At 54.5% G+C, this 17,930-nt stretch carries 14 protein-coding genes; 9 read left to right on the forward strand and 5 right to left on the reverse strand.

Annotated elements, in window-relative coordinates; all coding sequences use genetic code 11:
- The first annotated feature begins 134 nt into the window (after positions 1-134).
- From PLIM_RS19480 to PLIM_RS19500, 5 genes are all read left to right on the forward strand, one after another.
- Positions 135-2,111, forward strand: coding sequence for a metallophosphoesterase family protein (locus tag PLIM_RS19480; RefSeq protein WP_013112030.1), 1,977 nt, complete (start codon positions 135-137; stop codon positions 2,109-2,111).
- Positions 2,112-2,533: 422 nt separating this feature from the next.
- A complete protein-coding gene (gene floA, locus PLIM_RS19485; RefSeq protein WP_013112031.1) occupies positions 2,534-3,475 on the forward strand; it encodes a flotillin-like protein FloA in 942 nt (313 codons plus the stop codon).
- Between the two features lie 109 nt (positions 3,476-3,584).
- Entirely contained in the window at positions 3,585-5,495 is a 1,911-nt protein-coding gene (speA, locus tag PLIM_RS19490) for a biosynthetic arginine decarboxylase (protein ID WP_013112032.1), read from the forward strand.
- Between the two features lie 196 nt (positions 5,496-5,691).
- On the forward strand, positions 5,692-6,531 hold the full coding sequence (gene hemQ, locus PLIM_RS19495; RefSeq protein ID WP_013112033.1) for a hydrogen peroxide-dependent heme synthase: 840 nt from the start codon (positions 5,692-5,694) through the stop codon (positions 6,529-6,531).
- A 206-nt stretch (positions 6,532-6,737) separates the two neighbouring features.
- Complete coding sequence (locus PLIM_RS19500) at positions 6,738-7,679, forward strand: UDP-glucuronic acid decarboxylase family protein (RefSeq protein ID WP_013112034.1); 942 nt, start codon at positions 6,738-6,740, stop codon at positions 7,677-7,679.
- Between the two features lie 24 nt (positions 7,680-7,703).
- Here PLIM_RS19500 and PLIM_RS19505 read toward each other — a convergent pair whose 3' ends face one another.
- Complete coding sequence (locus PLIM_RS19505) at positions 7,704-8,021, reverse strand: hypothetical protein (RefSeq protein WP_148227195.1); 318 nt, start codon at positions 8,019-8,021, stop codon at positions 7,704-7,706.
- A 339-nt stretch (positions 8,022-8,360) separates the two neighbouring features.
- Here PLIM_RS19505 and PLIM_RS19510 point away from each other — a divergent pair, with 339 nt between their 5' ends.
- Positions 8,361-9,092, forward strand: coding sequence for an RraA family protein (locus tag PLIM_RS19510; RefSeq protein WP_013112036.1), 732 nt, complete (start codon positions 8,361-8,363; stop codon positions 9,090-9,092).
- 2 nt (positions 9,093-9,094) lie between these two features.
- Here the strand turns inward: PLIM_RS19510 and PLIM_RS19515 are convergent, their stop codons facing one another.
- Positions 9,095-10,246, reverse strand: a complete 1,152-nt coding sequence (locus tag PLIM_RS19515) for a cysteine desulfurase family protein (protein ID WP_013112037.1) — start codon at positions 10,244-10,246, stop codon at positions 9,095-9,097.
- Positions 10,247-10,368: 122 nt separating this feature from the next.
- Positions 10,369-11,271 (reverse strand): alpha/beta hydrolase, encoded by a 903-nt coding sequence (locus tag PLIM_RS19520; RefSeq protein ID WP_013112038.1) that lies wholly within the window; start codon positions 11,269-11,271, stop codon positions 10,369-10,371.
- A gap of 419 nt (positions 11,272-11,690) precedes the next feature.
- On the opposite strand from PLIM_RS19520, the gene PLIM_RS19525 reads away from it, so the two are divergent.
- The 3 genes from PLIM_RS19525 (at position 11,691) to PLIM_RS19535 (ending at position 14,664) form a co-directional block, all read left to right on the forward strand.
- A complete protein-coding gene (locus PLIM_RS19525) occupies positions 11,691-12,464 on the forward strand; it encodes a 3-keto-disaccharide hydrolase (RefSeq protein ID WP_013112039.1) in 774 nt (257 codons plus the stop codon).
- A gap of 185 nt (positions 12,465-12,649) precedes the next feature.
- Positions 12,650-13,663, forward strand: coding sequence for a hypothetical protein (locus tag PLIM_RS19530; RefSeq protein WP_013112040.1), 1,014 nt, complete (start codon positions 12,650-12,652; stop codon positions 13,661-13,663).
- A complete protein-coding gene (locus tag PLIM_RS19535) occupies positions 13,660-14,664 on the forward strand; it encodes a hypothetical protein (protein ID WP_013112041.1) in 1,005 nt (334 codons plus the stop codon). Before PLIM_RS19530 ends, PLIM_RS19535 begins: the two co-directional genes overlap by 4 nt.
- Positions 14,665-14,848: 184 nt before the next feature.
- On the opposite strand, the gene PLIM_RS19540 is transcribed toward PLIM_RS19535, so the two are convergent.
- Positions 14,849-16,375, reverse strand: coding sequence for a UxaA family hydrolase (locus tag PLIM_RS19540; RefSeq protein WP_230849346.1), 1,527 nt, complete (start codon positions 16,373-16,375; stop codon positions 14,849-14,851).
- Between the two features lie 111 nt (positions 16,376-16,486).
- Positions 16,487-17,755, reverse strand: a complete 1,269-nt coding sequence (pepT, locus tag PLIM_RS19545; RefSeq protein ID WP_013112043.1) for a peptidase T — start codon at positions 17,753-17,755, stop codon at positions 16,487-16,489.
- Positions 17,756-17,930 lie beyond the last annotated feature (175 nt).

Genomic DNA, 17,930 nt, shown 5'->3' on the forward strand with positions numbered 1-17,930 from the left:
TGATGTTCCATAACGATTGATCGGACGTCGCCTTGATTTTCCTCGTTGGTCTGACACTGATACTGATGACGTAGTATTATTACTGCTTCAAAACGCTCAATACCTCTCATGCAGTACCTCTTCAGAGTTCACCCATGAAATTGACACGCCGCCTGCTGCTGAAGATTGCCCCTGTGGTTCTGTTGGGACAGTCTTGTATTTCCCGCGCTTTTGCTGCTGCCGTGCCACCGTTTGGAGAGAAGTATCCCAACCTGGAATCGCTGACGACCGGCGAGTGGTGGAACAAAGGGGCGCTGGCGGCAACGCCGAATGCGAACAAGAACGCCAAGGGCAAAACCAAAGCGGCTGGCGGTCCGGCGGCACCGCCTTCGATGAATGTGCCGCGAGATGAGGTGGTCTGCTTCGCGTATTACACGCAGCAGAATGGCGTGCTGAAGCTGAGTGCCCAGCTCTTTCCACTAAAGCCCGATGAAGAGCGTGTGGCCAGGCTCGAAGTCCGACCCGCAGGCGAAGACTGGAAGGAGATCGCCAGAACTGAGGTGCTTTATCCGGGTTGGGATGCCCATTTTCGCGTCGAGGGCTGGGATGGTTCAAAGAACGTTCCCTATCGAGTGCGTCACGGCGAGAAGGCCATGTTTGAAGGCCTCATCCGTCGCGATCCTGTCGAGAAAGAGGTGATCGTTGTCGCCAACATGAGCTGTAACAGCAGTCGCACCATCGGACCACGCACAGAGATTGTCGATAACCTCCGCGCTCAGGATCCTGATGTTCTTTTCTTCGGTGGTGATCAGACCTATCGCCACACCGAACACACTGCCGGCTGGATTGAATTCGGCTTGCAGTTCCGCGACATCATCCGCGACCGGCCCACGGTCTGCATTCCCGACGATCACGATGTCGGCCATCCGAATCTCTGGGGCGAAGAAGGTGGTCAATCGCACATCGAAGGCGATGCGGACGGAGGCTATCGGTACCCGGTCGCATACGTCAATCAGGTCCAGCGGCAGCAATCATGGCATCTGCCCGATGCACCCGATCCCGCGCCAGTCAACCGGGATATTTCGGTCTATTTCACGCGAATGACTGTCGGTGGCATCGACTTTGCCATTCTCGAAGATCGAAAGTTCAAGACCGGTCCTGCTGGAATGATCCCGCAGATGGGACCGCGTCCTGACCATATCAATGATCCCTCGTATGACCCGAAGAGTATTGACCTGCCTGGTCTCGAACTGCTCGGCCCGCGACAGGAGAAGTTCCTGCACGAGTGGTCGCAGGATTACAGCGGCGGTGCCGAGATGAAATGTGTTCTTTCTGCGACCGCCTTTTGCGGAGCGGTCCATATGCATGGCGGACCGAACAGCCGACTGCTGGCCGATCTCGACTGCAATGGCTGGCCGCAAAGTGGTCGCAATCGTGCTCTCCGGGAGATTCGTCGCGCGTGGGCTCCGCATCTCTGTGGCGACCAGCATCTGGCGGTCGTCGTCAAGCATGGTATTGAGACGTTCGGCGACGGCCCGTTTGGTTTCACCAGTCCCGCCCTTGTGAACACAATCTATGGTCGCTGGTGGCATCCGCTGGATGAGCAGGCCGGGCCGAATCCCGTTCCGAACAGCCCATTGCCCTGGACTGGTGATTTCAAAGATGGACTTGGCAATCCGATCAGCATGCTGGCCTACGCCAACCCCGAGAACATTCAGAACGAACAGCAAAGGGCCGATGGCTACGGCCTGATCCGTTTCGACAAGAAGTCGCGAAAGATTACGTTCGAGTGCTGGCCGCGGTTTTCAAAGGTCAGCGAAGGAGACAAAGCCCAGTTCCCCGGCTGGCCAGTGACCATTGCGCTCGATGCTAACGATGGTCGCGCGATTCAAGGCTGGCTGCCGGAACTGATCTTCGAAGGGGTTGAGAATCCTGTGGTTCAGGTGATCGAGGAAGCGACTGGAGATATTCTTTACGCAGTCCGCGTGCAGGGAACCCGCTTCCAGCCACGGGTCTATTCGACTGGTAAGCATACGGTCAAAGTGGGCCGGGACCGACCGGACGCTCAGTCGATGGAAGGCCTGGAGCCTCGGCCAAAGGACATGGCCGGAAGTCGCCAGGTCAAATTCTGATACGGATTCCAATAAACAACTGCGTCGGCGGGTGGCTGGGGTTGAGTCTGCGAACCCCCAGCGATTTTTGGCATGAACTGGGGGTTCGCGAAGACGCTCAACCCCAGCCACCCCATACCAGGGAGCGCGGTCGAATACTGGAATCCGTATGAGTAGTTGTAAATCAACATTGAGGATTCAAACCGCGCAGATTGTGAACAGCGTGATGAGGCGCTCAGCTGAGTCCCCGATTTCTTTGAGCCTAAGCACATCGCTGTACAGGTTTTTGAACAGATGTCGATGCCAGCGTCTTGCGGGTGCATGATCCACTTCCCTAGAATACTCGTTACTCCAAGACGGGCTCGTCTGCCAGATCAGACGATGTGTGGCGACTCCCGTTCAATTCAAGCTCTTTCCTTCAGCGAAACCCAGGGAAAACCTTTATGAATGAGATCATTACGGCTCTGATCATCGTGGGAGTGATCTTCCTCGCGATCATTGGCATTATTCTCTTCATCGCCCTGGCTTCGTACTTCAATCTGTGGTTGCGGGCCTCCTTTGCCGGTGTGCGGATCAATCCTTTTTCGCTGCTCTTCATGTCGCTGCGAAAGATCAATCCGCCGCAGATTGTCGATGCACTCATCATGTCCACCCAGTCGGGAATTTCCGGCATCACACGCTCCAAACTCGAAGCTCACATGCTGGCGGGCGGGAATATCAATACCGTTGTCCGCGCGTTGATTGTGGCTCACCGGGCGAATATTGACCTCGACTGGGATACCGCATCGGCGATTGATCTCGCGGGCCGCAATGTGTTGGAAGCTGTTCGTACAAGTGTCGATCCCAAGGTGATTGATTGCCCCGATCCGGCTCACTTCGGACGCACCACACTCGATGGCGTCGCTCGCAACGGCATTCAGCTCAAAGCCAAAGCCCGCGTCACTGTGCGAACCAACATTTCCCAACTGGTCGGTGGTGCGACTGAAGACACGGTGATTGCCCGCGTGGGTGAAGGGATCGTCTCGGCGATTGGTTCGTGCCAGACCCATTACGATGTCCTCTCGAATCCTTCACTGATCGCCAAGGCTGTGCTGGATAAGGGGCTCGATTCCCAGACCGCTTATGAGATCGTCTCGATCGACATTGCCGACATCGACGTGGGTGACAACATTGGTGCCCGGCTCCAGGCCGATCAGGCAGAAGCTGATAAGCGAATCGCCCGTGCCAAAGCCGAGGAGCGTCGAGCTCGGGCCGTTGCTGCCGAACAGGAAATGCGGGCCCTTACAGTCGAAAACCAGGCGAAAGTGGTGCTGGCCGAAGCCCAGATTCCACTGGCCATGGCAGCCGCCTATCGCAATGGTTCACTCCGTGCAAATCCAAAGTAGTGCGGCTATATCATCCTGCAGGTGATCCATCACCCGCTTGACAGCAACCGTGTTGTATTTCACCAGTGTTGTAAATCACCAGTGACTCCTCAGCGATAGAGCAACCTCCATGTCCATGGACGAAGAACAACTGCAGGTTGTGCAGAACGTTTACGGAGTCGAAAACTGGTCAGCGGGATACTTCGATATCAATTCGAAGGGCCATCTGATTGCGAGGCCCGCCGCCGATGATCCACGATCGCTCGATCTGTTCGAGCTGGTCAATTCCCTGCGCGATGAACGGAAGTTGCACACTCCACTGCTCCTGCGATTCCCGCAGATTCTCACCAATCAGCTTAAAAAGCTGGCCACATCTTACATTCAGGCCATCGAAGAATACGGCTACCAGGGCCGACACTTTCCGGTCTTCCCGATGAAGGTGAATCCTCGTCGGGAAGTTGTCGAAGAGTTTCTCAAAGACTCAGCCCGCTTCAACGTGGGTCTGGAATGTGGTTCCAAGCCCGAACTTTATGCCGGCCTGGCTCAGGTGCAGCATCCCAATTCGCTGCTGATCTGTAATGGCTTTAAGGATGATTCGTTTATTCGCCTGGCCATGCTGGGGGTCGAAGCGGGCAAGAACGTCGTCATCGTGATTGAAAAGCTCAGCGAGTTGATCACCACGCTCAATCTGGCAGATGAAACCGGCGTCATGCCCATGATCGGACTGCGATCAAAACTGTATTCCCGCGGCTCTGGCAAATGGGCCTCTTCGGGTGGTGATTCCGCCAAGTTTGGTCTGACGACGTCTGAGCTGCTCGATTGTGTCCGGCTGCTTAAAGATCGTGGCCGACTGAGTTCACTCAAGCTCCTGCACTCGCACATCGGCTCACAGATCACGGAGATCAAACGCGTCAAAATGGCGATGAAGGAAGCCGCCCGCGTTTACGCCAAACTCCGGCAACTGGGCACTCCCATCGATACGATGGATATCGGTGGCGGCCTGGGTGTGGATTACGATGGCTCGAAGACCCGCTTTGAATCCTCGATGAACTACACGGTTCAGGAGTTCGCGAACGATGTGGTCTATACGATCAAATCGGTCTGCGATGAAGAGAATGTGCCGCATCCACATTTGGTGACCGAGAGCGGCCGCATGATGACGGCGTATCATGCCGTCCTGATTACCAGCATTCGCGATGAGATTGAAACTTTTGCCGATGATAAGCCCGAAGTGACTGTTGATGATGACGACCCGCAGGTGATTGTCGAACTGAAAGCGCTTTGCGACGGGATCAATCGCAAGAATTTCACTGAGTTTTATCACGACGCACTCGAGCACAAAGACGAACTGCACACGCAGTTCAATCTCGGGCTGATCAGTCTGGAAGACAGGGCCAAAGGGGAAGTCCTCTTCTGGGAAACGTGTGCGCGGGCATTGAAAGAAGCTGATGGCGTCAAATCGCCACCTGAAGAATTCGAAGACTTACGGCGTATTCTGGCTGCGAAGTACCTGTGTAATTTTTCGCTCTTTCGCTCGGTCCCTGATAGCTGGGCCATTGGGCAACTCTTCCCGATTATGCCCATTCATCGGCTCGACGAACCTTTGACCGATTTTGCGACACTTGTGGATGTCACCTGCGATTCGGATGGGCGGATTGACAAATTTGTCGATCTGAAAGATGTGCGGGAAGTTCTTGAGCTTCACAAATGGAAGCCGGAAGAGCCGTATTATCTGGGGATTTTTCTAGTGGGTGCCTATCAGGAAGTGATGGGAAGTTTCCACAATCTGTTCGGGCTTCCCAATGAGGCGCATGTGGTGATGGATGCCGAAGGAAGGTGGCACATTACCAAGCTGATTCAGGGGAGCAAGCTGGGAGAGATGGTGGCCTTTGCCCGTTACGACCGGGCACAGCTGCTGGCCAATTACAAGCAGCAGCTCGAGATTCGCAGGCAGGCTGGCAACCTTTCCGAAGAACGCCTGGATCAACTGGCTCTGGCTTATGAGGCCATGATTTCTGATACCACTTATCTTTCACGTTGAGAAATTTCCTCGTGGCTCGATGAAAGATTTCTCGGCGGCCAGTTCCTCAGCTTCATTCGAAGTGATGAGTCCTCAGGAAGCATGAAAGTCATCCTCATTCGACCCGCGTGAACTCAGTCGCCCCAGAGACTACAATCGCACACAGATGAGGACATTCTTCATCCTGCGGATTTGTCTATCGATCAAGTGACCTTCCATGAATCATCCAGCCCCACAGCGAGATCTTCCTCCACCTTCAGCCATTCTCCGCGAAGGCTGGCACTGCCTGCACATCTACTATCAGGTCAATCAGGCCCATTATGCCCGTCTGACAGACAGCCAGCGGGCGAGCGGCCGCGAAGAACTTTTAGAACTGCTCCGGCCCGATGCCCCTGAGGCTCCTGTCCGTTTACAGACGTCTGTCGTGGCGGGGCATCGGGCTGATCTTTCGCTCATGCTGATGGATGCCGACCCCTTCAAAATTGAACGGCTGCGGCAGAAGATCCGGGCCAGTACCTTGGGTGTCGCACTCGATCCAACTTACTCATTCGTCTCGATTACCGAGGTTTCAGAGTACGTTCCCACCGTCGAGCAGTTCGCTGAACGACTGATTCGTGAAGGTGGCAATCCCGAAGAACCAGCTTTTCAGGCCCGGGTGAATGGGTATCGCCAGCGACTCCCGATGATGAATCAGCAGCGTCTCTGCCCGGATTTCCCCGCCTGGCCCGTGATGTGTTTTTACCCGATGAATAAGGCCCGGCTTCCACTCGCCAACTGGTACGAAGAGCCTTTCAGTGTGCGCAGTGCCTTGATGGCCGAACATGCCACCAGTGGCATTGCTTTCGCAGGGAAAGTCTCGCAGCTCATCACCGCTTCCACTGGACTCGATGACTGGGAGTGGGGTGTCACTCTCTGGGGACGAACTCCGGAATATCTCAAGGAGATTGTTTACACCATGCGGTTTGACCATGCCTCGGCTCACTATGCCGAGTTTGGACCATTTTATACGAGCTACATTCTCGACCCGAAAGACGCACTCGATCATATCCGCCTGTAACGATTCTGCGGGTTGTTTGCCGCCACTTGAAGGCAGCAAACCCCGAGACAAGTACAGAGTTCTGTTCACTTTTGAGTAAACAGGGAGTTTCCGTCTTGCGAACGCTCCACAGGTGGCGGGAGAATCCTGACGGACGCACGGTCGTTATTGGTCGTGCAATTTTTGACGTTGAGATATTCAATCTCCTTTCACGCAGGTGGTAATCCGTGGCTGCGACAGTACTCGTCACTGGTGGTGCAGGTTTTGTGGGAAGTCATATTTGTGACCGTCTCATTGAGCGAGGCGACAAAGTCATCTGCCTCGACAACTTTTTCACAGGCCGCATGGCCAATATTTCTCACCTGAAAGATCATCCGCAGTTTCAACTGGTGGATCACGATATTGTCCATCCGATCACACTTGATGCCGATCGCATTTACAACATGGCTTGCCCTGCTTCGCCAGTGGCTTATCAGTACAACCCCATCAAGACGATCAAGACCTCGACATTGGGGATGATCAACATGCTGGGTCTGGCCAAGCGCTGCAAAGCCCGCATCCTGCAGGCCAGCACTTCGGAAGTTTATGGCGACCCGGTGGTACATCCTCAAACCGAAGATTACTGGGGGCATGTCAATCCGTTAGGGCCACGCAGTTGCTATGACGAAGGGAAGCGCGTTGCTGAATCGCTGTGCATGAACTATCACCTGGCTCATCAGCTCGAGATTCGCATTGTCCGCATCTTTAACACTTACGGCCCGCGGATGGATCCCAACGACGGGCGGGTGATTTCGAACTTTATCACACAAGCTCTCAAAGGGGAGCCACTCACTGTCTATGGTGATGGCAGCCAGACCCGTTCCTTCTGCTATGTCGATGATCTCGTGCGCGGCATCATGGCACTGATGGATCAGGGGATTCATACTGGCCCGGTGAATATCGGAAATCCAGGGGAATATACCATGCTCGAACTCGCAGAGCAGGTTCTCAAAGCCACAGGTTCAAAGAGCACCATCGACTTCCGCCCCCTGCCTCAAGATGACCCGAAACAGCGCTGCCCGGATATCACCCGCGCGAAAGCGATGCTGAAGTGGGAGCCGCAGATTCCACTGGCGGAAGGTCTTGAGAAGACCGTCCATTACTATCGACAGCAGCTGGGTATTGACTAGTTTCGAACGTTTGGATTGATCAACTCAAGCGACCTTTTCGGTACCTGCTGGAATGATTCCCAAAGCAGCGCAAATCGCATCCACCTGCACCGTAGACAATGGTCCCAGACCTTCCAGGAAGTCGTTTAGCTGTGCGGAAGTGATGTCTGCTGACTGACACAGCAGTTCCAGTGGGATCTCTCGATGTTCATGAATTTGCCGACGTAACCATCCTGAATGTGTCAGCTCACCAGCAGCCTTCATCGCACGAACCAACCCGGCACTGTCTTTGACTCGACCAGCCTGAGCAGCTTGTTGTTTTGCCCGGAGTTCCTCCGGACTGATTTTGATTTCTTTCATCATTCCTCCGTTGGCTCATAAGCGGTGACTGGCAAAACTGTCATGGTATCAATCATCTCGTAGACACAAATCAACCACCGCAACAAGAATGGGCACGGATGCTTCGATCGCGAGACGTAGTACTCTTTTCGCCTTTTCGATTGTAATGATGTGACTAGCCAGGCTGGTGGACAGGTTTCGGAAATGCGTGTTCGCAATTTTTCAAGCGTACGGCGATAATGCAATCGACGCGCAAGTATGCGATACAACTTGAGCAGAGCATCTGAGAACCGGTTGTCACTCCCTTGAGTGATCTCAATTGTGATTGCCGATGATCTTGAACATTTTCTTCCGGGATCTTTCATGTCCGTAGTCATCTCGCCGCAAACCCTCACGGAACTGGCACTCTTCGATACTCCCACGATCTGCAATGCGGTCGAGCTTTGGGATCTCCGGCCTCGTAATGAAGGCTACATGAATTCGTCCATCCGGGCCTGCTTTCCGGATCTTCCACCGATGGTCGGCTTTGCTCTCACCAGCACCTTCCGCAGCCAGAAGCCACCCCGTGGCGGAGATGCTTACGGCAGCATGGGTGCACAAGTTGAAGCCATGGCCAGTATTCCCGGCCCGCCCGTGATCGTTTTTCAGGATCTGGATGAGCCCGTCGCTTCGGCCACATTCGGCGAAGTGATGTGTACGACCTATCAAAGTTTTGGTGCCAAAGGCATCATCACCTCTGGTGCCGGTCGCGACCTCGATCAGGTCGCTCCCCTCAAGTTTCCCGCTTTTACCAGTGGCTCCATCGCTGCCCATGGGTATTGCCATATCCTCGCGATCAACGTCCCTGTCACAGTGGGTGGCATCACCATCTATCCCGGCGATCTGCTTCATGGCGACCGCAATGGAGTGAGTACCATACCGCCGGAAATCGCGAGCGAAGTTCCCGATGTCTGCCGTGAACTTGCGAAAGCCGAAGCCATTGTCCTCGGTTACCTCAAAGATCCATCTCGAACAGTCGCAGGCTTTAACGATGCTCGCAAAGCCTGTGCGGCTCATATTGCTGAGGTCAGGTCACGATTGCTTAAAACTCATTAAGTCTATTGAGCAGCCTGATCCCGTAAGCGCTGCACAGTGCGGGCAATGATGGAAACCGCACTCATGATTTCCTCGCGCGTGGTGAATCGCCCGAGGCTCAATCGAATCGAGCACTTGGCAAGCTCTGGCTGCACCCCCATGGCCAGCAGGATGGGGGAAGGCTCCATCGAACCACTGGCACAGGTGCTGCCAGCCGAACAGGCGATACCAGCCAGATCGAGATTCACCAGCAAAGCCTCTGCTGGCACATTTTCGAAGGCAACTTGAATGGTATTGGGCAGGCGGCTTGAAGCCTCGATTCCAAACACATGAGCCGGGGCAGAACTATCGAGAAGATGATCCTCCAGCAGTTTCCTCAACTCGATCATGCGCTGATATGCGGAACTTCCTTCCCGGGCAAACAATTCCAGGGCTTTCGCCATTCCCGCAACCAGTGGTGTGAACTCTGTCCCCGCCCGGCGATCTCGTTCCTGGTGCCCGCCCGTGAGCAGTGGTGTTAACCGCGCTGCTGGCGAAAGGAGCAAACCCCCAATTCCGCGCGGGCCATGAAACTTATGACTGGCAAAACTGATGGCGGTCGCACCGGTCTTTCGAAACGACACCTCTTCCAGTGGCATTTTGCCAATCATCTGCACGGCATCTAGATGCAATGGAATGTTTCGATCGCGGCAGGCATGGCTCCATGGATCAATCGGTTGAATCACACCAGTTTCATTATGCCCCCAGAGAATCGTCACCAGTCGGACATCATCCCAGGGAATCTCGCACTGGTCGGGTGTTCTCAACTCACCTTGAGAATTGACAGGAATTTCGAGCAGCTTGTGACCTTGCACCATGGCCAGCCAGCGGCAGGTTTCTACGGTGGCAGGATGTTCTCCCGAGCCCATCACAATGACGCCGGGCCGGGTTCCCACGAGACCTCGCAGCGCCAGATTGATTGATTCCGTTCCTCCTGATGTGAAGATCAATTCCTCAGGAGCGGCGCCGAGCAGGCTCGAAATCGATTCCCGACTGTCATCCAGAACTCGTCTGGCACGTCGGCCCATGGCATGGCGCGAACCCGGATTGGCCCAGGCTTCCTGCTGACAGTTCGAAACCACTTCAACCACCTCAGGGAGTGGTTTCGTCGTGGCATTATGGTCGAGATAAATCATGCCTTGATCATTACCATTGCCAACTCGCTTGTCGAAGCTATTCGTCGCCACCTCGTTCTAGCCCAGGTTTTGAGAGAACAAGGTCTCAAGAATCTGGCGAGATTAAACATTGTCGAAAGAGATCACTTCTGCAGGTTCGCTTTGAAAAAGGCAGTCACTCTCTGGGGCGTGTCATTTTCCCGGACATCGTGCTGCTTTCCCTTGGCAATATGATAGGTCACATCGCCACCATTGGCTTTGAGTGCGTTCACCAGAAGCTCACTATGTTTGATGGGAACGATGTTGTCGCGATCGCCATGCACAATCAGAAAAGCGGGAAGCTGATCTTTTTGGATATAACTCAGCGGATTGGCGGCCTTCACTTTGGCAGCATTGTTCTGAATCGGTCCGCCGATCAGCCTTCCCAGAGTGTCATCGGCCTTCGATTGACCATAGAGCGAAAGATCGGTCGGCCCGCAGAAATCAATCACTACTTGCACGTTACTTTTACTTTCAAGATTTGCACCCACATCAAAGATCGAATCGGCCCCGGTGGTTCCTACCAGACTGGCGAGGTGACCGCCGGCGGATTGACCCCAGACACCGACACGCTCGGGATTGTAGCCGAACCTGGGGGCCTGCTTTTTCAACCAGCGAATGGCAGCCTTGCAGTCCTGAATCTGTGCCGGAAAGGGAGCATCCGTCGAAAGCCGGTAGCCAATACTCGCTACTGCAAACCCTTCATTCACGAGAAAACGCGCTGGTGAATAGTCATGATTTCCACTTTCCCAGCCGCCACCATGAATCCAGATCACGAGTGGCCAGTTCTTTCCGGTCGCTGGCAGGTAGACGTGCAGTCGTTGCCTCTGATGGCCATTTTCGACATAGGCCACATTTCGGGCTGCGGGTGTCTCTGGCCCAGTCTGTGCCGCAGCAACACCGCTGGAGACAATCACGCCTGTCAGCACCAGGCAAAGAGTCGTCAACGCATGGAGGGGGTGCAGCAGATCAACCGAATCGCAATTCCGTCCGAGCCCTGTTGGCATCTGTTTGTCCTGCAATGAAATGTGAATTTCCACGGGAAGTAGCGATCTGATCAACCTCGTAAGTTATCCAGTAAACAACAGCACGTTGTGACCTGCGAAGGCATGCCTGCCCAGAGCCGCAAGCATGGCACATTGCATACATCACATCGAACGCTGTCAGGTCATAGAAAACGTATCAGGGATTGCCCGCGATGGCCTCGATTTTGACATCTCCTCCACACGACGAGCAAGCCCCTGCTTTCGCGACTGATCCCCTGTCTGGTTCAGATACCTGCCACAACGAACCTCGCTCAATAGATCTCGCAGATTCGTCCAGAAGACTTTTCACACTCAATTCTTGAGGTCAGGCCTCAAATGGGCCATAGTGAGATGCTGCCGTGATCAGAGTCATTGTTGGTTTTCTGAGAGGGATGGTCATCATGAAGTTGTCTTGCTGGGGCACGAATCGACCCCGTTTTGTCAGAGTTGCCATGATCAGTTGTGCCGTGCTGGTCGCCGGTGCGGGAATCGTGAGTTCTGGCGAATGGGTGAGCGGGATTCGCTGGGCTGAGCCTGTTGTCGTGACACCTGGCACAAATCCCGGCGATCCCCCCTGCGATGCCCTGGTGTTGTTTGATGGCAAAAGTCTTGATCAGTTTCAGGGTGGCGAGAAGTGGGTCATTGAAAATGGCTATGCCATTGCTAAGGGTGGGGGGATTTCATCGAAAGAGAGTTTTGGTGACTGCCAGCTCCACATTGAATGGGCCACTCCCGAAAAGGTCGAAGGCAAAGGCCAGGGGCGAGGCAACAGCGGTGTCTATCTGATGGGTCAGTACGAGATTCAGATTCTCGACTCGTTCGAAAATCCGACTTACTTCGATGGTCAGGCCGGTTCGCTCTATAAGACCAAGCCACCTCTGGTCAATGCCTCCCGCAAACCCGGCGAGTGGCAAAGTTACGACATCATTTTCAATGCGCCCCGATTCAGTGCTGAAGGGGCTCTGCTTAAACCCGGGTATGTGACCGTTCTTCACAATGGTGTCTTGATTCAGAACCACACGGAAATTCTCGGCATGACCGCCTGGGATTCTCCCCCCAAGTACAAGGCCCATCCACCGGAGGCTCCTTTCCAATTACAGTTTCATGGCAATCCTGTCCGGTTCCGCAACATCTGGATTCGTGAGATTCCCGAGATTGCAGCCGAGCGGCCTTAACGACTTACGACCAGCCAACAGAGTACAGACCGTTACAGATCAGAACTGACTGGTGTGTGGCTGATTTTGCACGGATGGCAGTAGCGGCCACGCGAGCAACCGATTAGCGTACTGAACATGATATGACTCGCCCGTGAGGGAGCGCTTTCAAGCCTCCGGGCGAGATGTCCGACAAAGAGAACGGTATGTCCTCCACACCCTCAGGGCCAACAACTTCGAAGGCAGACGATGATCAATCGTCGTCGTCTCGACAGCCCCTGCATTGGGGTCATCTGCTCGCCAAGCTGGGGGCAGCGAATATTGATCGCCGCTGGATTTTTCTGTTGATGCTGCTGGCCGTGGGTATTCCTGTCCTCACTAAGGCAACATTCCCGGAAAAGCCGACTGCGAACGTCAAAGCGGTGTTCAATCATATTGAAGAGTTGAAGCCGGGCTCACGCGTGCTGGTTTCGATGGATTACGACCCGGCCTCTGCAGCCGAACTGAATCCGATGGCGGTTTCGTTCCTCCGTCATCTCGCCAGCCGGGGGCACAAGATTTATCTGATGACGCTTTGGCCAGCCGCATCCCCGCTGATCAATGAGAACACCAATGAAGTCCTGAATGATGAGTTCGCCGAGAAGAATCTCGAATATGGCAAAGACTGGATGTTTCTGGGCTATCAGGCCGGCGAGGTGGTCGCCATCAAGAAGGTGGCAGACAATCTTCGCGCCCTTTTTCCCACGGATGCCCGAGGAACCAGTCTGGAAAACATTCCGATGATGGAAGGGATCCATAAGCTAAAGGACTTTGATCTGCTGCTGAATGTTTCGGCAGGTTATCCGGGGGCCAAGGAATGGGTGCAATATGCCACCACGACCACACGCACACCGATGGCGGTTGGTTGCACTGGAGTGCAAGGCCCGCAGTTGTACCCTTACATTCCGGATCGCGTGCTGGGGATTCTCGCTGCGATTAAAGGAGCCGCTGAATACGAAGCCGCTCTTTCTGAAAAGTATCCCAGGTTTGCAGAGCCCAAACTCAACGAAGGTTTACAGCGTATGGGGCCACAACTGTGGGCCCATCTGTTGATGATTTGCCTGATTGTGACTGGCAATATTCTGTACGTCCTCTCGCGCTGCTTCCCGCTCAATGTTTATGGTGTGGGTGCAAATTCTCATCGAGCCGATGTCACTCCTGCTCAAGGAGGGCCGGCATGAATCAGTCAGCCGATATGGCATCTTCCACAGATCTAGGAGTCGCGGGCAGTCCTCCGCGGGATTTCTGGTGGAAGTTTCAAATCTCGTTGATGGTTATTGGCCTTTGTTTTCTGGTGGGCTGGGGCGTTTATAAGCAAGGTCTTTACGGAACAGTCTACGTTCAAGCCCAAACGATTAAGGCCAAAAACAACACTCTGATTCCGGATTATATCGAGTTGAAACCTAATGCCACGGACGAAGAGAAGGCCAAAGGTTTTATCTCGTGGCAACGAACGTTAGGAGTCTGGCTGGCGGCAGCAATTACGCTGGCTGTCTTTTCATCGCTCTTTCGCGACAACATGTTTTACAAACTGGCCGAGTCGCTGATGGTGGGTGTCTCTGCCGGCTACTGGTTTGTGGTCGCCTTCTGGTCAAGTCTGGTGCCGCTGGTCTTCGCGAAGTTGCTTCCGGATCTGGCTCAGGCGACAGTGCTCCCTGGTTTGCAGATTCCTCCAGGCTCGTGGCGGATTTTCGGGTATACCGCTCCTGATCTCTCCGCACTGTTTCCATTACTTCTCGGAGCCATGCTGCTGGCCCGACTGATCCCTTCATTCAGCTGGCTGGCAAGGTGGCCGTTAGCTCTCATTGTGGGAACGATGGCAGGGCTGAGGCTGGTCTTGATTATCGAATCAGATTTTGTCGAGCAGATTCGAAGCACCATCCTGCCACTGGTCGTGATGGTCCCGAACAGTGCTGAAGCCGGTGCACCACTCAAAATCGACTGGCTGCTCTCGCTGCGAAATACGTCGATTATTGCCTGCGTGATCAGCAGTCTCAGCTACTTCATCTTTTCAATTGAGCATCGCGGGGCGTTTGGCAGGCTGTCGAGAATGGGAGTCTTTGTGCTGATGATCACCTTCGGTGCATCATTCGCCTATACCGTCATGGGCCGAATTACACTCTTGACCATGCGGCTCGAATTCCTGTTCAAAGACTGGCTGCAGTTCGACTGGCTGTTGTAGTAATCCGCTCACCGGTGCAAGTTACGTAGAAGCAAAATTTTTGCATCACTCAACAAAGAGAAATGCAGAAGACCCTCACCCTGCCATCTCCCACGCAGACGCGGGCGAGGGTTCAAAAGCCACATGCGGATGGCGTGGCCACCCTTGGCTCGCGATCACGCTAAGTTGTGATGGTATGAGGTCGTTACAGTACCGGCCCGGGAGTCCAGGGGAAGAATTCATCGTCTCCGAAGCCTTGCTGCTCGCTGCAGGTCTTTTCACCACTGGCGACTTTGAGAACCTTCCGTAGCAGATTTTGGCCTGTCTGTGAGATCGAAGCTCCGGAAAGGACGCGACCTGCATCAAAATCCATCTCTTCCGAAAGTCGCTCGAATAACGAGGTGTTGGTGGAAATTTTGAGAGTAGGAGCGGGCTTGGAGCCAAAGCAACTTCCCCGGCCTGTGGTGAAGCAAACGACATGGGCACCACTGGCAATCAGGCCGGTCACACTGGCAGGGTCGTAGCCGGGTGAATCCATAAAGTTCAACCCGCGATGACGAACCCGCTCGGCATAATCGAGGACATCGACCAGTGGCGAAGCACCACCTTTGGTAATCGCTCCGAGCGATTTCTCGACAATCGTCGTCAGGCCACCCTCTTTGTTCCCAAACGACGGGTTGCCATCGAGCGTGGTGCCGAACTTAGCGGCGTAGGCACGCCACCAGGCGACTTTATCAAGTAACTTCTGAGAGACTTCTGAATCGATCGATCGCGATGCCAGAAGATGCTCGCCACCAAATATTTCCGGCGTCTCCGCAAGGAGTGCTGTCCCACCCTGAGAAATCAGCAGATCGCTGGCGACACCAAGTGCTGGATTCGCCGTCAGGCCGCTGAAGCCATCACTGCCACCGCACTTCAAACCCATCACCAGTTCGCTGGCGGGGATCGATTCTCTCTGGCACTTGTTTGCTTCGGGAAGAAGTTCTTTTAAAGCCGCCAGCGCGCGTTCAATCGTTCGGCGGACTCCACCCGCTTCCTGGATATTGACCAGCAATGGTGGTGCCGACTGCTGAACTTCACCGGAACGCCGCAGTTGCACAAGTCCTTCCTGTTCGATCAGAAAAGATCCCTGTCCTGTTTCACAGCCCAGCCCGACCAGAAGATAGGCTCCAATGTTGGGATGCCTGGCATATCCACCCAGAATGCGTGCCAGCTGCCGATGATCTGTCCCGCCAAACTCCATGGCACAGCCACCACTATGCACCAGCGGGATGACTCCATCGACGTTTTCGTACTGGTTCAGAAGATCTTGTGAAATGGCACGCACAATTTTTCGCACCACAGTGGAAGAACAATTGACTGTGCCGATAACTGCCACATAGTTTCGCGTGGCCACCCGGCCATCAGGCCGCCGAATCCCGGCAAACGTCATCTCATTTTCAACATGGGTTGTCGGGCTTGTTGATCGATCATGAGATGAACTGGCTGAATTCGGCTTCGCCAATTGCTGGCAATCCTCCGGCCCCATCACTCGTACATTGTGAGTATGCACATGTTCGCCTGCCAGAATATCTCGTGAAGCGATGGCGAATGGCTGGCCGTACTTGAGAATGGGTGTTCCTGCTGCGATCGGAAGCAAGGCCACCTTGTGCCCGGCACGCACTGGTTGCCTGATGAGAAGTTCCTGGCCTTCGTGCGTCACAGAACCCGCTGGCAGATTCTGTGTTGCCACCGCAACATGATCCACTGGCGATAACTGCAGCAATCGAGGTGGCTCTGAGAACACAGCAGGCTCACTTTTCCAGGCGACTTGACTTTTTGCAGTGACGCGATGACGAACGGCTTATTCGAGCTTACCCCACTCGATAGCGAGCTGAATCAGTACTTTGACAGCCACTTCCATTTCATCGAGGCTGGCCCATTCGAGTGGCGAATGCGGGTTATGCTGGCCAGTCGAGAGATTCGGGCAAGGCAAACCTTTAGCCGTAAGGAGAGAACCATCCGTTCCGCCACGAATGATACTCAATATCGGTTCGATCCCGGCGGCTTTCATGGCAGCCAGAGCCTTCGGCACAGCTCGGGGTTCTTTGGCCAATCCGTCGCGCATGTTGCGATACTGCGGATGGATCGCGATTTCGATCGTGGCACGCGGATATTCGACCTTCAACGACTCTGCGATCGATTGCAGGATCCGGGCCTGTGCTGCTAATCCGCTGGTTTCGAAGTCTCGCAGAATGAGCCGGGCGGAAGCTTGGGCCACTCCCCCTTCGAGATGGTAAGGATGAATAAACCCGTCGCGGCCGTCGGTTGTTTCTGGTGAAACCGCGAGTTTAGGCAGGCGCGCGATGAGTTCACTCAGAATACGAATGGCATTGACCATGACTCCTTTGCCGACAGAAGGGTGGGTGTTGACCCCTTTGACAGTGATCACGGCCTGATCAGCCGAGAATGTTTCGTTATCGACGACACCTTGCCCACCACCATCGAGTGTGTAGCCGCAAATGCAGTCGAGAGCCGCCAGATCGAGATGATCGGTGCCGCGGCCTATTTCTTCATCGCAGGTAAAGCAGAGCCGGATCGGCCCATGGGGAAGATCACTGCGCATCAGTTCTCGCGCAGCCTGCATGATGACAGCCACGCCCCCTTTATCATCGCCACCCAACAGTGTCGAGCCATCGGTCGTGATGATGGTGTGTCCCACGGCAGCAGCCAGTTCGGGCTGTTCGGAAGGGCGATGGATCTGCCGAGGGTCGGCTGGCAGATGAATGTCCCGGCCATCGTAATGGCGATGCACAATGGGCTGAACGTTTTTCCCACTGTACTCAGGTGAAGTATCGACATGAGCAATCCAGGCAATCGCGGGAAGTTTCTTCCCCCCGGCTCCGTCCGGAATGGTCGCTGGGACTGTGGCCATGACGACCCCGTGAGGACTCATCGAACAATCGGCCAACCCCATGGCCTCACATTCCGCGAACAGCAGTCGGGAGAGATCGAGCTGGCTCATGGTGCTGGGAACAGTCTGGCTGGTTTCGTCCGCCGTCGTTTCGATGCGCACATAGCGCAAGAATCGTTCCAGGAGTTCATCTCGAAAATGGCAAGTAGCGGGAGTCATGGACAACCTTTGCAAACGAAGCTCACTATGCAGAAACGATACGGCTTAGCGTGACTGTGTTTCTCAGAAAAAGCGAATGAACAAGGCAATCGAAGCAACTGGCACGCGAGCTGCTGTTATGGTTCTTCGGCAGATTCTGCCGTCGCTTCCACGAGTTGAATGTTCAGTACATGCT

It is taken from the genome of Planctopirus limnophila DSM 3776, from assembly GCF_000092105.1.
GTDB lineage: Bacteria > Planctomycetota > Planctomycetia > Planctomycetales > Planctomycetaceae > Planctopirus > Planctopirus limnophila.

Coding starts and splice junctions, on each gene's coding strand:
- PLIM_RS19480 (WP_013112030.1), top strand. CDS start 135: ATGAAATTGACACGCCGCCTGCTGCTGAAGATTGCCCCTGTGGTTCTG.
- floA (WP_013112031.1), top strand. CDS start 2,534: ATGAATGAGATCATTACGGCTCTGATCATCGTGGGAGTGATCTTCCTC.
- speA (WP_013112032.1), top strand. CDS start 3,585: ATGTCCATGGACGAAGAACAACTGCAGGTTGTGCAGAACGTTTACGGA.
- hemQ (WP_013112033.1), top strand. CDS start 5,692: ATGAATCATCCAGCCCCACAGCGAGATCTTCCTCCACCTTCAGCCATT.
- PLIM_RS19505 (WP_148227195.1), bottom strand. CDS start 8,021: ATGATGAAAGAAATCAAAATCAGTCCGGAGGAACTCCGGGCAAAACAA.
- PLIM_RS19510 (WP_013112036.1), top strand. CDS start 8,361: ATGTCCGTAGTCATCTCGCCGCAAACCCTCACGGAACTGGCACTCTTC.
- PLIM_RS19515 (WP_013112037.1), bottom strand. CDS start 10,246: ATGATTTATCTCGACCATAATGCCACGACGAAACCACTCCCTGAGGTG.
- PLIM_RS19520 (WP_013112038.1), bottom strand. CDS start 11,271: ATGCCAACAGGGCTCGGACGGAATTGCGATTCGGTTGATCTGCTGCAC.
- PLIM_RS19525 (WP_013112039.1), top strand. CDS start 11,691: ATGAAGTTGTCTTGCTGGGGCACGAATCGACCCCGTTTTGTCAGAGTT.
- PLIM_RS19530 (WP_013112040.1), top strand. CDS start 12,650: ATGTCCTCCACACCCTCAGGGCCAACAACTTCGAAGGCAGACGATGAT.
- PLIM_RS19535 (WP_013112041.1), top strand. CDS start 13,660: ATGAATCAGTCAGCCGATATGGCATCTTCCACAGATCTAGGAGTCGCG.
- pepT (WP_013112043.1), bottom strand. CDS start 17,755: ATGACTCCCGCTACTTGCCATTTTCGAGATGAACTCCTGGAACGATTC.